Here is a 13,671-nt window from a genome sequence, read left to right as displayed (position 1 = left end):
GTGCCCCGGCCGATAGGCCGGACCGCTTCCCTCGTCCGGGGGACGCCCGGGTGTGCGGACCACCCCCCGGACGGCGCCGCGGGGCACGATACGCAGGCGTCCCACCCCCGGCAGGCCCCGGAAGGCAGAGCATGCGGTTCCAGTACGACACCATCGGCGAGCGCTACGCGGAGTCCACGAGCACGGCGGCCTTCTCCGCGGCCGACACCTACACCCTGCACGGAGCCCTCGACGCCCTCGGCGGGGTGCGCGGGCTCGACGCCCTCGACCTGGCCTGCGGATACGGATACAACACCCGGCTGCTGGCCCGCGGCGGGGCCCGGCGGACCGTCGGCGTCGACGTCTCGGAGGAGATGATCCGGCTGGCCCGCGCGCACGAGGCGACCAAGGACCGACCGGACGTCGAGTACCACGTCGCCGACGCCGCCGGCCTGCCGGACCTGGGCCCCTTCGACCTCGCGACCGCCGCGTACGTCTTCAGCTACGCGCCCGACCGCAGGTCCCTGCACGCGATGTTCCGGTCCGTCCGAGCCAATCTCCGGGCGGGCGGGCGGCTGCTCGCCATCGTCCCCAACGCGGGGGCGTTCCCGCGCGTGGACTGGTCGCCGTACGGGGTGCGCATCCTCGACCGGGTCCCGGACGGCGACGCGCCGCTGCTCAAGGCGCATTTCCTGACCGAGCCGCCCGTGCCCTTCGAATTCCGCGAATGGGCCCACGCCGACCTCGCCGAGGCCGCCGTCGAAGCGGGTTTCGTCACCGTCGGCTGGCAGCCGAACCGGACCCCGCCCGCCGACGCCGTACGCGACGAGGAGTACTGGACGGCGTACCGCGCCTGGCCGATCAGCTCCCTGATGACCTGCACGGCGTAGGCGGCCGTCAGCGATCCGCCGTCAACGCCGTGCCCTCACAGCTCCGCCGTCGACCTGATCAGCTCGACGATCCGCTCGCGCGCCGCGCGCCCCTCCGGCACGGGCAGCAGCGGGTACCCGTGCGGCAGCCCCGCCGCCTCGTGGAACTCCACCTCGGCCCCGTCCGCGCGGGCCCGGCGCAGCAGCTCCCGGCTGTCCGTGGTCAGCACGTCCCGGGTCCCGGTGAACACCGCCATCGGCGCCAGCCCGGCGAAGCCGCCGTGCAGCGGGCTCACCCTGGGGTCCTCGGCGTCCAGGGTTCCGGCGTACAGCCGCCCCGCCTCCAGCAGCCCCGGGCGGGCCAGCATCGGATCGGCCGCCTCGATGGCCGCCTGGTCCGGATGGCTCATGGTCACGTCCAGCCAGGGCGAGATCAGCACGATCCGGGACGGCTGGTCCCCGGTGCGGTCGCGCAGCCGCTGGGCTGCCGCCAGCGCCAGGCCGGCCCCGGCGGAGTCCCCGATCAGTACCGTCCCGCCGGAGCCGCCGCTCGCGATCAGACCGCTCAGCAGGTCGGCGGCGACCGGGACGGTCCGGTCGGCGGTACCGCGCGGAGCGAGGATGTACGCGGGTACGACCACCCGCGCCCGCGCCTGCGTGACCAGGGTCCGGATCAGCGCCCAGTGCGGGCGGACCAGCTCGTCGATGTAGCCGCCGCCGTGCACGTACAGCACATGGGCCGCGGGCTCCGCCCCGAGCGGGGAGACGTCGTACACCGGCCAGGCGCCGACGAAGGTCCGCGAGATGTCGGCGACCCGCCCCAGCGACCGCGGCGGCAGATGGGAAGCGGGCCGGCGGGCGGACTCGGCCACCCGGCTCCGGACGGCCTCCGCGCTCGCGTACCGTCTTCGCCGTCCCGCCGCGATCAGCGCCACCGACAGCGCCCTGCTGCGCAGACTCGGCACGCCCCTCACCTCCCCTTTTTCCCGCGCCGTCCCCAGCGCGAGCCCCTTCCCCGTCACGGGAGGAGCATAGGCGTGAAGCTGCGCTGTCGACCCGTTTAAGAAAGTCTCGATGGACTGATCACCGCGCCGATCGGCAGATTGGTGCACGTCACCGCCGCCGTTCGGGCCCATCCGCCCGCGGCGTACCCTTCCGCATGCCTGGAGCCACCCCATGAAGGCACTCGTCAAGCACAAGGCAGAACCCGGCCTGTGGCTCATGGACGTCCCCGAGCCCGAATACGGCCCCGGCGACGTGCTGATCAAGGTGCTGCGCACCGGCATCTGCGGAACCGACCTGCACATCCGCGCCTGGGACGGCTGGGCGCAGGGCGCGGTCAAGACCCCCCTCGTCCTCGGCCACGAGTTCGTCGGCGAGGTCGCGGCGCTCGGCGCGGACGTCCAGGACATCGAGGTCGGCGCGCTGGTCAGCGGCGAGGGCCACCTGGTGTGCGGCAAGTGCCGCAACTGCCTGGCCGGCCGCCGCCACCTGTGCCGCAGCACGATCGGGCTCGGGGTCGGCCGCGACGGCGCCTTCGCCGAGTACGTGGTCCTGCCCGCCCAGAACGTGTGGGTGCACCGCACCGCCGTGGACCTGGACGTCGCCGCGATCTTCGACCCCTTCGGCAACGCCGTGCACACGGCGCTGTCCTTCCCGCTGGTCGGCGAGGACGTACTGATCACCGGCGCCGGCCCGATCGGGATCATGGCGGCGGCCGTGGCCAAGCACGCCGGCGCGCGCAGCGTGGTCATCACCGACGTCAGCCCCGAGCGCCTGGAGATCGCCCGCAAGGCGGGCGCCACCCTCGCCGTCAACGTCGCCGAGTCCTCCATCGCCGAGGCGCAGACCAAGCTCGGCCTCCGCGAGGGCTTCGACATCGGCCTGGAGATGTCCGGCCGCGCCGAGGCCATGCGCGACATGATCGACAACATGACGCACGGCGGCCGGATCGCCATGCTGGGCCTGCCCGCGCAGGAGTTCCCGGTGAACTGGGCGAAGGTGGTCACCTCGATGATCACGATCAAGGGCATCTACGGCCGTGAGATGTTCGAGACCTGGTACGCGATGACCGTGCTGCTGGAGGGCGGGCTCGACCTGAGCCCGGTCATCACCGGCCGCTACTCGCACCGCGACTTCGAGGCCGCCTTCGACGAGGCCTCGACCGCCCGCAGCGGCAAGATCATCCTGGACTGGACGGCGTAGGGGACCGCCCCTCCCGCCACCCCACCGAACCACCTCCCTCCGGGCCGGGCCCCGCACACCCTCCCCCCTCCGCGGGGCCCGGCCCCCTCCCTCGTCGCCCTCCGCCGCACAAGGAGAACCGCACCATGTTCGAGACCGTCCGCGAGGACCTGCGCTCCACCCTCGACGAGATCCGCGCCGCCGGCCTGCACAAGCCCGAGCGCGTCATCGGCACCCCGCAGAACGCGGCCGTCTCCGTCACCTCGGGCGGCGCCGCCGGCGAGGTGCTCAACTTCTGCGCCAACAACTACCTGGGGCTGGCCGACCACCCCGAGGTCGTCGCCGCCGCGAAGGACGCGCTGGACCGCTGGGGCTACGGAATGGCCTCCGTCCGCTTCATCTGCGGCACCCAGGAGGTGCACAAGGAGCTGGAGGCGCGGCTCTCGGCCTTCCTCGGCCAGGAGGACACGATCCTCTACTCCTCCTGCTTCGACGCCAACGGCGGCGTCTTCGAGACCCTGCTCGGCGCCGAGGACGCGGTCATCTCCGACGCCCTCAACCACGCCTCGATCATCGACGGCATCCGCCTCTCCAAGGCCCGCCGCTTCCGCTACGCCAACCGCGACCTGGCCGAGCTCGAAGCCCGCCTGAAGGAAGCCACCGAGGGCGGCGCCCGCCGCAAGCTCATCGTCACCGACGGCGTCTTCTCCATGGACGGCTACGTCGCCCCGCTCGCGGAGATCTGCGACCTGGCCGACCGCTACGACGCCATGGTCATGGTCGACGACTCGCACGCCGTCGGCTTCGTCGGCCCCGGCGGACGCGGCACCCCCGAGCTGCACGGCGTCATGGACCGCGTCGACATCATCACCGGCACCCTCGGCAAGGCCCTCGGCGGCGCTTCCGGCGGCTACGTCGCGGCCCGTGCCGAGATCGTGGAGCTGCTGCGCCAGCGCTCGCGCCCGTACCTCTTCTCCAACTCCCTCGCCCCGGTCATCGCGGCAGCCTCCCTCAAGGTCCTCGACCTGCTGGAGTCGGCCGGTGACCTGCGCGAACACCTCGCCGCCAACACCGCGCTCTTCCGTACGAAGATGACCGAGGCCGGCTTCGAGGTCCTGCCCGGCGACCACGCCATCGCCCCCGTCATGATCGGTGACGCGGCCGAGGCGGCCAGGATGGCGGAGCTGCTCCTGGAGCGCGGCGTGTACGTGATCGGCTTCTCCTACCCGGTGGTGCCGATGGGCGCGGCGCGCATCCGCGTCCAGCTCTCCGCGGCCCACTCGACGGCCGACGTCGAGCGCGCGGTGGCCGCCTTCATCGACGCCCGTGCTGCCCTTGAGGGCGCTGGGGCCTGAGGGGTCTCTGCACCCTGAGACAATGGTGGGGTGATCGACCCCCGCCGGCTGCGCATCCTGCGGGCCGTGGCGGACCACCGTACGGTGACCGCCGCGGCCGCAGCCCTGTACCTCACCCCCTCCGCCGTCTCCCAGCAGCTCGCGGCACTGGAGCAGGAGACCGGCCACGCGCTGCTCACCCGCAGCGGTCGGGGCGTACGGCTCACGGCGGCCGGTGAGATCCTGCTCGGCCACGCACACGAGGTGCTCGCGCAGCTGGAGCGGGCGGAGGCGGAACTCGCGGCGTACGCGGGCGGTTCGGCGGGCGAGGTCACCGTCGCCGCCTTCGCCACGGGCATCGCGGAAGTACTGGCCCCGGCCATCGCCCGGCTCGCGCTGGAACAGCCGGGCATCCGGCTGCGGGTCCGCGACGCGGAGGGCGACCAGAGCCTGCCGCTGCTGCTGGACGGCGAGGCGGACCTCGCGCTGGCCGTCGAGTACCGGGGCGGCCCGGGCGCCGACGACGCGCGGCTGTCCGTCCTCCCGCTGTACGCGGAACCCTTCGACGCGGTCCTGCCCTCGGGGCATCCGCTGGCCGACCTGCCCGCGGTGTCGCTGGCCGACCTCGCGGACTCGGACTGGGTGGGCCAGTACCCCGGCAACCCGTGCCACGACGTGACGCTGCTCGCCTGCGAACTGGCGGGCTTCCAGCCCCGGCTCGTGCACTCCTCGGACGACTTCCGCGCCGTGACGGCGCTGGTGGGCGCGGGGGCCGGAGTGGCCCTCGTCCCGCGCTCGGCCCTGCGCGGCATGGACCTCAAGGAGGTCCAGGTCCGCCCGGTCACCGGGCCGGCCGCCACCCGCCGGGTCTTCGCGGCCACCCGCCGCGGGGCCGAGACCCACCCGCTGATCGCCCCCGTCCTGGCCGCCCTGGTCCGCGAGTCGGAGCGGCTTCCGGCCCACTGAAGGAGCCGGCGCCAGGGTGAATGGTTTCGCCACGCGCCTGTACGGGTGAAGTCCGGCGCGCGCTCTATGAGGGCGGCCGCTGCGGTCGAAGACTGTGCCCCGAGCCGTAGCAGCCCCACCCCGACCACGGAGGCATCATGGGCCGCGCCACCGCCGCCGACACCGCCGACACCACTCCCGACTACCTCAAGCACACGGCAGAAGTGGTCCGCGAGCACCTGGCAGCCGCCACCCGGCTCGCCACCTTCCTGAAGGGTGCGGGCACCCTCACCCTGGAGCAGCGCAAGCTCCTCGTCGACCAGGCGCTGGTGCTGCTGGAGCAGAACTACGTACACCTGCCACTGAAGATCGCGATGCACGCGGTCAACCCCGTACAGCGGCTGCGCCTGATCCGCCGGCAGCTGGAACAGCAGACGCCGGCCACCATGCCGCCCGAGTGGATCTTCCACTCGGAGATGTCGAAGGTGTTCAACTCGGTGCGGGACCTGCACACCAACTACCAGCTGCCCGAGCCGTTCGCGAAGAAGATCGCCTTCCTGCCCTTCCTGGTCGAGGAGACCACCGACGGACCGGAGCCGCGCTTCCTGGTCACCCTCGTCATGCAGGGCTTCTCCGCGCCCGGTTTCGAGCCGGGGGCCGAGGTCACCCACTGGAGCGGCGTCCCCATCGAGCAGGCCGTCGAGCTCAACGCCGGCCGGTTCGCCGGCGGCAACGTGGCGGCGCGCCGCAGCCGGGGCATCGAGTCGCTGACGGTGCGTTCGCTCTCCGCCCACCTGCCCCCGTTCGAGGAGTGGGTGACCGTCAGCTACGTCGGCACCGACGGTGCCCCGCACGAACTGCGGGTGCTCTGGCAGATCGTGGACCTCTTCGGGGAGCAGGCAGGCCCCGACGGTGAAGAGTCGCTGGCCCTGGGAGTGGACTACGACTCCGAGGAGATCAGCCGGGCCAAGGTCATGCTCTACGTCCCCCACGTCATCGAGCAGCAGCAGGCGGTGGCCGCAGGGGAGTCTCCCCGGTCCGCGGCGGGTGAGGTCGCGAGCACGATGCCGGAGGTGTTCACGGCCCGTTCCGTCGAGACCCCGTCGGGGACCTTCGGCCACATCCGCATCCACACCTTCATGGTCGAAAGATCCGGCCCCTTCGTCACGGAGTTCGTCCGGCTCATCGGCACCCTTCCGCAGAACGGCCTGATCGTCGACGTGCGGGACAACGGCGGCGGCTCGGTCCTGGCGTCGGAGCGCACCCTCCAGACACTGACGCCACGTCATATCACTCCGGAATCGTTCCAGTTCATCAACACCCCGCTCAACCTGCTGATCTGCCGCAGCAGTGGCGACCTGGACCCGTGGGTGCCGTCGATGGAGCAGGCGGTCGAGACCGGGGCCACCTTCTCCGCCGCCCTGCCCCTCACCCCGGAGGGCCTGGCCAACGAGGTCGGCCAGAAGTACTTCGGCCCGGTCGTGCTCATCACCAACGCCCGGTGCTACTCCGCCACCGACATGTTCGCCGCCGGCTTCCAGGACCACCGGATCGGGATCGTGCTCGGCACCGAGGACAACACCGGGGCCGGCGGTGCCAACGTCTGGGAACAGGGCGACTTCCTGCGGGACTTCCCGCTCGCCGCCTCGCCCTACCGGCCGCTCCCCAACGGAGCGGGCATGCGCGTGTCGATCCGCCGGTCCCTGCGGGTCGGTGACCGGTCCGGCACACCCCTGGAGGACCTGGGCGTCGTACCGGACGTGCGCCACCGGATGACCCGCCGGGATCTGCTGGAAGGCAACGCCGACCTCCTGGCGAAAGCCGGTGAACTGCTCGCGGCCCAGCCCGTGCGGGAGCTGAACATCGCCAACGTCGCGCGCGCCGACGGGTCGCTCCGCCTCGAACTGACGACCACCAACATCGACCGCGTCGACGTCTACCTCGACCGGCGCCCCGGCGCCTCCGTGGACGTCCCCGACGGCCAGGCCGAGGTCACGGTGACGGGTGCCACGGCCGCCCGGTCGATGCGGGTCGAGGGCTACGCCGTGGGCGAGCTCGTCGCCAGCCGCACCATGTCGCTGTAGACGCAGAGGCGGGTGGGGGCCGGTGGGGGCCGGTGGGGCGGTCGGGGCAGATGGGGGCGGATGGTGGCCGGACCGGCCCGGCACCCGCCCCGCCCGCCCTTCCGTTGCTCACACCGTGACCACGTCGACCCCCGCCGCGGTGAAGGCCCGGGCCACCGCCGGGGCCAGTCCCGTGTCCGTCACCAGGACGTCCACCGACGAGGTCGCGCAGATACGGGCGAAGGCGCGAACGCCCAGTTTGCTGGAGTCGGCCGCGACGACCACCCGGCGGGCGCGTTCGCACAGCAGGCGGTTGATCGAGGCCTCGTCCTCGTGCCGGGTCGCCGCGCCGTCCTGCGGGTCGAAGCCGTCCACGCCGAGCACCGCCGTGTCCACCGCGAGCTGCCCGAGGACCTGCTCGGCGAGCGGGCCCGTCAGTTCGTACGACTGGGGGCGGGCCACCCCGCCGGTCAGTACGATCTTGAACTGCGGCCGGATCACCAGCTCGCCCGCGATGTTGAGGGCGTTGGTCACCACGGTGAGCGCCGGCGAGCCCTGGGCCAGGTCCGGACGCCCGGCGAGGGCCCGCGCCACCTCCGTGGTCGTGGTGCCGCCCGTCAGGCCGATCACCTCGCCCGGGGTGATCAGGGCCGCCACCGCCTCGCTGATCCGGTGCTTCTCGGCGGCGCGGCGTGACGTCCGGTAGCGCAGCGGGAGTTCGTACGAGACCCCGTGCAGCACCGCCCCGCCGCGCGTACGGACCAGCAGCTGCTGCTCGGCGAGCTGGTCGAGGTCGCGGCGGATGGTCGCGGCGGACACCCCGAGGGTCTCGGCCGCCGGTTCCACCTCCAGCTCGCCCCGTTCCACCAGCAGGTCCAGCAGTGCCTGCCAGCGCTCCTTGCGGGTCATCGGCCGCCCCCTCCCGTGCTCGTCCCGTGCCCGACCCCGTGACCGCAGTCGGGCTACCCGGCGACACTAACTCAGCAGATCACCCCGTGGTTGCTTGAAGTTGCGCGAAAGTGCGAGCTACCTTGCAGGAAAACGCACAACACTCCACGCATCCAGACCCGCCTGCCGCACGAGGGAGCCTGTATGAGTCACGTCGCGTACGAGTTGGGCACGCAGCCCGCATGCTGGGAGCGGGCCGCCGAACTGGCCCCGGCCCGGCGGGCGGTGCTCCCGCAGCCGGGGGAGCGTACCGCGATCGTCGGGTGCGGGACCTCGTACTACATGGCCCAGGCGGCCGCCGTGCTGCGCGAGGAGTCCGGACAGGGCGAGACCGACGCCTTCCCCGCCTCCGAGTTCCCGCGCCACCGGCGCTACGACCGGGTCGTCGCCCTGACCCGGTCCGGCACCACCACCGAGGTACTGGACCTGCTGGCCGGGCTGCGGGACGCGGGCGTGCCCACGACCGCGGTCGTCGGCGATCCGGCCACCCCGGTGATGACCGCCGCGGACGAGCTGGTCGTCCTCGACTTCGCCGACGAACAGTCCGTCGTGCAGACCAGGTTCGCGACCACCGCCCTCACCCTGCTGCGCGCCCACGTCGGGCGGCACACCCCCTCCGTGGTCGCCGACGCCCGCACGGCCCTCGTCGAGCCGCTGCCCGCCGACATCGCCGGCCTGGGCCAGTTCACCTTCCTCGGCCGCGGCTGGAGCGTCGGACTCGCCCACGAGGCCGCACTGAAGATGCGCGAGGCCTCGCTGTCCTGGGCCGAGTCCTACCCGGCGATGGAGTACCGGCACGGGCCCATCAGCGTCTCCGGGCCCGGCACCGTGACCTGGTCGCTCGACGAGGCCCCCGACGGGCTCGCCGAACAGGTACGCGCCACCGGCTCCCAGTGGGTGCCCGGCCGGCTCGACCCGCTCGCCGAACTGGTCCGCGTACACCGCCTCGCCCTCGCCGTCGCCGCCCACCGGCAGCTGGATCCGGACGCGCCGCGCAACCTCACGCGCTCGGTGATCCTCACCACCGGCGAGGAGGCGGTCCGATGAGCCTCGTCCGGGCCGGCGACCTGGTCCTGGAGGCGGCCGCGGCCGGCCGGGCCGTGGCCGCCTTCAACATCATCACCCTGGAGCACGCCGAAGCCGTCGTGGCCGGGGCCGAGGCGGCCGGCCTGCCCGTCATCCTCCAACTGAGCGAGAACGCCGTGAAGTTCCGCGGCGGGCAGCTGCTGCCCATCTCCCGGGCCGCCGGCGCGTGCGCGGAGGCAGCCGGGGTCCCCGTCGGCCTGCACCTCGACCACGTCAAGAGCCCCGAGCTGCTCCGGCAGGCCTGCGACGCCGGATACAGCTCGGTGATGTTCGACGCCGCGCAACTCCCGTACGCCGAGAACCTGGAGGCCACCCGGTCCGCGGCCGACTGGGCGCACGCCAACGGCCTGTGGATCGAGGCCGAGCTGGGCGAGGTCGGCGGCAAGAACGGCGCCGCGCCGCTCGACCCGCACGCGCCCGGCGCCCGTACCGACCCCGACGAGGCCCGGCGGTTCGTCGCCGACTCCGGGGTCGACGCCCTCGCCGTCGCCATCGGCAGCAGCCACGCGATGACCAGCCGGACCGCGGCCCTGGACCATGTGCTGCTGGCCCGGCTGGCCAAGACCGTGGACGTACCGCTCGTCCTGCACGGCTCCTCGGGGCTGCCGGACGCCGAGCTCGCGGCGGCCGTCGCGGGCGGCATCCGCAAGGTCAACATCGGCACCGCCCTCAACGTGGCGATGACCGGGGCCATCCGTACCCACCTGACCCCGGCGGACCCCCGGCCGTACCTGACGGCGGCCCGTGCGGCGATGACGGCGACGGCGACAGCTATGATCGGCGCCCTGAACTGACGGGCGACGGGGCGGCGATCATGGACATACAGCGGGGACGTACGAATCGCCGCCGGTTCCTGCTGATCGCCGGCCTCCCGCTGCTGACGGTGGGCGCGGGCATGACCTACCTTCTGTGGCCGCAGCCGCCGCGCCGTCCCGAGGTCCGTACCGACCTGGAGCCGCTGAACAAGCGGCTCGGGCCGTTCCTGGGCGAGCTGACCGACGCGCACTGGCTGGGCTACGACATCGACGACGCGGGTGACGACCGCAGCATCCCGGGCCCCGACTCCCGGATCCGTGTGGTCGGTGTGGCACACCTGCCGGCCGGCGGCGCGGCCGCGATCACCGGCAAGGCCGACCACGCCTTCGCCGCCACCGGCGCGCCGTCCGACCTGCCCGCCGCGCTGAAGCAGCACCTGCCCGCCGCCGCGGCCTGGCAGCACAGCCCCGGGTTCGACGCGTACGCGAACGGCCAGGGCGCCGACGGCCAGGCCTCGGACGGGATCCCGCCCTCGGGCCGGTACCTCTTCGACACGGCCCGCGACCTCGTCCACTTCGACGTCCTGTACTCCTTCACCTGACAATCGGGCGGGGAGCGGGCGGCGGACGTCCCACTCAGTGGGAGAACGCCCGCGGCGCCGTTGAAGGTGCGCCGCGCACGGTGTTTTTCGTCGTACGGCGGACGTGCCGTGCCGTACGACGGAGTACGTGGATCCCGTACCCCCACGAGTTCTCCGGCCGGGCCCGGCGGGGACGGGCGTCAGCGCGGTGTGAGGCGGGCCTGGTGGTACTGGATCCCGTGCCACCGGGCCTGGTCCGGGCGGGCGCCCCGGTCCAGGGTCCGGGTGCCCTCGGCGAGCGTCAGGGCCCGCTCGGTGGACAGGACGAGGGCGACGAACCAGGTGGTCCGCTCGGGCTCGACGGTCTCGTCGTAGTACCAGTCGGCGGTGACACGGGCCTCCCTGGTGAGGAAGGGCCGCTGCAGGAAGTCCTGTACGGGGAGCGGGAAATGGCCGAGTACCCCCTGGGCCTCCGGGCCCAGTTCCAGGCGCAGCACCGGAGCCCCCGGCAGGCCCGGGGCGGTGGCCCGCCCGTCCGGCGCGGGCCGCCCGTCGAAGGACCGGCTGTGCAGCGAGCCCGGCTCCACCCGGGCGCGCTGCCCGCGGAACTCCGCCACCCCGTCCCGCAGCACCTGGCCGACCCGGCATAGCCCGCGGTCCCCCACCACCAGCGCGGCGGGGCGCCCGTCGGCATCCGGCCCGGCCCACCAGGTCAGGCACCGGCCGGCCTTCTCCAGCAGCCGGGCCCGTACGTCCCCCGGAAGCAGCTCCCAGTACGCGTGCCGGGCCGGGATCCCGGGGTCGGTGGGGAGGGCGCCCGGCTCGTGGATCTGCGTCACCGCCCGCGTGAACTCGGGGTCCTCACGGCGCCATGCGTCGATGTCCATATCCGTCCATTGTGCGGCAGGCCGCCGAACCGCACCCGTGTTTCAGGTGAGTTGGGGGCGAGCCGGCGGCGGCCGGGCGCTCTCAGATGCCTATGGCCCCGTCGATCCGCTCGCGCAGGAGGTCGGCGTGCCCGTTGTGCCGCGCGTACTCCTCGACCATGTGGATCAGTACCCAGCGCAGCGACACCTTCCCGCGCCACGCGTCGACGGCCTCGACGTCCAGATCGGGCGCTTCGGCCACGAAGCTTTGGGCGAAGGCCACTTCGGCTCGCCACGCCGCCCAGGCCGCTTCGACGGCCGCGGGATCGGACAGGGCTCCGTCGAAGTCCCCGTCGGGGTCCTCCGCCGAGGAGAACAGGGGCGGCGCGTCGTGGCCCGCCAGGACCTGCCGGAACCAGCGGCGCTCCACCTCGGCCAGGTGCCGGACCAGGCCGAGCAGGGAGAGCGTGGACGGTTCCACCGAGCGGCGCGCCAACTCCGCTCCGAGGCCTGCGCACTTGAGTTCCAGGGTGGCGCGGTGGTCCGCCAGGAAGGCGACCAGCATCCGCCGCTCGTCACCGGTCGCGGGGCCGCTGAAGCGGCCGTCCCGCTCGGGCTCGACGAAGAATTCCGCTCTGCTGCGTGGGCTCGTCATGCTCGCGATTATCAATGCCGGTCCCCAACGGCCGGCACCCGGGTCCTTCCGAATTCTTGTAACAGGTTCTACTCTGACCGCCGCCACCACAGCGACCGGCTGGACCGCGAGACCCCCGGAGGGGCCGTGCACCTCGAATACACGCCTGAGCAGCAGCAGTTGCGCACCGAGCTGCGCGCCTACTTCGCCGAGCTCGTGCCGCAGGACGTCTACGCCCGCTACGAGGACCCGGCCGCCCAGAAGCGCTTCTACCGGGACACCATCCGCCGGCTCGGCGCCGACGGCTGGCTCGGGGTCGGCTGGCCCAAGGAGTACGGCGGCCGCGGGATGACCCCGATGGACCAGTTCATCTTCTTCGACGAGGCCGCGCAGGCCGTCGTACCGCTGCCCCTGATGGCGCTCAACACGGTCGGGCCGACCATCATGCAGTTCGGCACCGACGAGCAGAAGGCGTACTTCCTGCCGAAGATCCTCACCGGGGAGATCGACTTCGCCATCGGCTACAGCGAGCCCGACGCCGGCACCGACCTCGCCGCGCTCAAGTGCAAGGCCGTGCGCGAGGGCGACGAGGAGACCGGCACCTACGTCGTCGACGGGCAGAAGATCTGGACGACCAACGGCGACACCGCCGACTGGGTCTGGCTCGCCGTGCGCACCGACCCGGACGCCCCCGCCCACAAGGGCATCACCATGCTCCTGGTCCCGACCTCGGACCCCGGCTACTCCTGCACCCTCATCAACACCCTCGCCTCGCACGACACCACCGCCAGCTACTACGAGAACATCCGCGTCCCGGCGAGCCGCCGCGTCGGCCAGGAGAACAAGGGCTGGCGCCTGATCACCAACCAGCTCAACCACGAACGCGTCACCCTCGCCGCACACGGCGCGATGGCCATCCGGGCCCTCCACGACGTCCAGCGCTGGGCCGCCGCGACGAAACTCGCCGACGGCCGCCGGGTCATCGACCTGTCCTGGGTCCGCGGCCGCCTCGCGCGCACCCACGCCCGGCTCGACGCGATGAAGCTGCTCAACTGGCAGATGGTGGGCGCGGTCGAGGCCGGCACCCTCACCCCGCAGGACGCCTCCGCGGTCAAGGTGTACGGCTCTGAGGCCCGCCGGGACGCGTACGCCTGGCTGATGGAGGTCGTCGGCGCGGCAGGCTCCCTCAAGGACGGCTCGGCGGGCGCGGTCCTGCACGGCGAGCTCGAACGCGGCTACCGCAGCGCCGTGATCTTCACCTTCGGCGGGGGCAACAACGAGATCCAGCGCGAGATCATCTCCTGGATCGGCCTCGGCATGCCGCGCGTCCGCCGCTAGGTCACGCAGGGGCGTCCCGGCATGCCACGCCTGAGCACAGGCGGGGAGCCGCCTACGGGACGGCTGCTGCCGGGGACCAGCGGGGTTCT

At 72.9% G+C, this 13,671-nt stretch carries 13 protein-coding genes; 9 read left to right on the top strand and 4 right to left on the bottom strand.

Going from position 1 to position 13,671, the window contains the following annotated elements:
• The first annotated feature begins 131 nt into the window (after positions 1-131).
• Positions 132-869 (top strand): class I SAM-dependent methyltransferase, encoded by a 738-nt coding sequence (locus tag ACZ4YL_RS22105; protein WP_468118649.1) that lies wholly within the window; start codon positions 132-134, stop codon positions 867-869.
• A gap of 35 nt (positions 870-904) precedes the next feature.
• On the opposite strand, the gene ACZ4YL_RS22100 is transcribed toward ACZ4YL_RS22105, so the two are convergent.
• On the bottom strand, positions 905-1,813 hold the full coding sequence (locus tag ACZ4YL_RS22100; protein ID WP_468118648.1) for an alpha/beta hydrolase fold domain-containing protein: 909 nt from the start codon (positions 1,811-1,813) through the stop codon (positions 905-907).
• A gap of 211 nt (positions 1,814-2,024) precedes the next feature.
• Here ACZ4YL_RS22100 and tdh point away from each other — a divergent pair, with 211 nt between their 5' ends.
• From tdh to ACZ4YL_RS22080, 4 genes are all read left to right on the top strand, one after another.
• Positions 2,025-3,053, top strand: coding sequence for an L-threonine 3-dehydrogenase (gene tdh / locus ACZ4YL_RS22095; RefSeq protein ID WP_301373107.1), 1,029 nt, complete (start codon positions 2,025-2,027; stop codon positions 3,051-3,053).
• Positions 3,054-3,178: 125 nt separating this feature from the next.
• Positions 3,179-4,387, top strand: coding sequence for a glycine C-acetyltransferase (locus ACZ4YL_RS22090; RefSeq protein ID WP_468118645.1), 1,209 nt, complete (start codon positions 3,179-3,181; stop codon positions 4,385-4,387).
• Positions 4,388-4,417: 30 nt separating this feature from the next.
• A complete protein-coding gene (locus ACZ4YL_RS22085) occupies positions 4,418-5,332 on the top strand; it encodes a LysR family transcriptional regulator (protein ID WP_314241728.1) in 915 nt (304 codons plus the stop codon).
• Between the two features lie 137 nt (positions 5,333-5,469).
• The gene (locus tag ACZ4YL_RS22080; protein WP_468118643.1) at positions 5,470-7,395 is read left to right on the top strand and encodes a S41 family peptidase; all 1,926 of its coding nucleotides are present in this window, start codon (positions 5,470-5,472) and stop codon (positions 7,393-7,395) included.
• 108 nt (positions 7,396-7,503) lie between these two features.
• Here the strand turns inward: ACZ4YL_RS22080 and ACZ4YL_RS22075 are convergent, their stop codons facing one another.
• Complete coding sequence (locus ACZ4YL_RS22075; protein WP_468118641.1) at positions 7,504-8,283, bottom strand: DeoR/GlpR family DNA-binding transcription regulator; 780 nt, start codon at positions 8,281-8,283, stop codon at positions 7,504-7,506.
• 183 nt (positions 8,284-8,466) lie between these two features.
• Here ACZ4YL_RS22075 and ACZ4YL_RS22070 point away from each other — a divergent pair, with 183 nt between their 5' ends.
• The 3 genes from ACZ4YL_RS22070 to ACZ4YL_RS22060 are packed head-to-tail and all read left to right on the top strand — an operon-like array spanning position 8,467 to position 10,765.
• A complete protein-coding gene (locus tag ACZ4YL_RS22070) occupies positions 8,467-9,369 on the top strand; it encodes an SIS domain-containing protein (protein ID WP_468118639.1) in 903 nt (300 codons plus the stop codon).
• A complete protein-coding gene (locus tag ACZ4YL_RS22065) occupies positions 9,366-10,202 on the top strand; it encodes a class II fructose-bisphosphate aldolase (RefSeq protein WP_468118638.1) in 837 nt (278 codons plus the stop codon). Before ACZ4YL_RS22070 ends, ACZ4YL_RS22065 begins: the two co-directional genes overlap by 4 nt.
• Before the next feature lie 20 nt (positions 10,203-10,222).
• The gene (locus ACZ4YL_RS22060; protein WP_468118636.1) at positions 10,223-10,765 is read left to right on the top strand and encodes a hypothetical protein; all 543 of its coding nucleotides are present in this window, start codon (positions 10,223-10,225) and stop codon (positions 10,763-10,765) included.
• 179 nt (positions 10,766-10,944) lie between these two features.
• Here the strand turns inward: ACZ4YL_RS22060 and ACZ4YL_RS22055 are convergent, their stop codons facing one another.
• Positions 10,945-11,631: a hypothetical protein gene (locus ACZ4YL_RS22055; protein WP_468118634.1), complete on the bottom strand. Its 687-nt coding sequence runs from the start codon at positions 11,629-11,631 to the stop codon at positions 10,945-10,947.
• A gap of 82 nt (positions 11,632-11,713) precedes the next feature.
• Complete coding sequence (locus tag ACZ4YL_RS22050; RefSeq protein WP_468118632.1) at positions 11,714-12,265, bottom strand: DinB family protein; 552 nt, start codon at positions 12,263-12,265, stop codon at positions 11,714-11,716.
• Between the two features lie 126 nt (positions 12,266-12,391).
• On the opposite strand from ACZ4YL_RS22050, the gene ACZ4YL_RS22045 reads away from it, so the two are divergent.
• Positions 12,392-13,582: an acyl-CoA dehydrogenase family protein gene (locus tag ACZ4YL_RS22045; protein WP_468118630.1), complete on the top strand. Its 1,191-nt coding sequence runs from the start codon at positions 12,392-12,394 to the stop codon at positions 13,580-13,582.
• Positions 13,583-13,671: the final 89 nt, after the last annotated feature.

It is taken from the genome of Streptomyces sp. NPDC030021 (assembly GCF_055574035.1).
The sequence above is the reverse complement of the archived record's forward strand: the minus strand, read 5'-3'. Positions and strand labels throughout refer to the sequence as shown.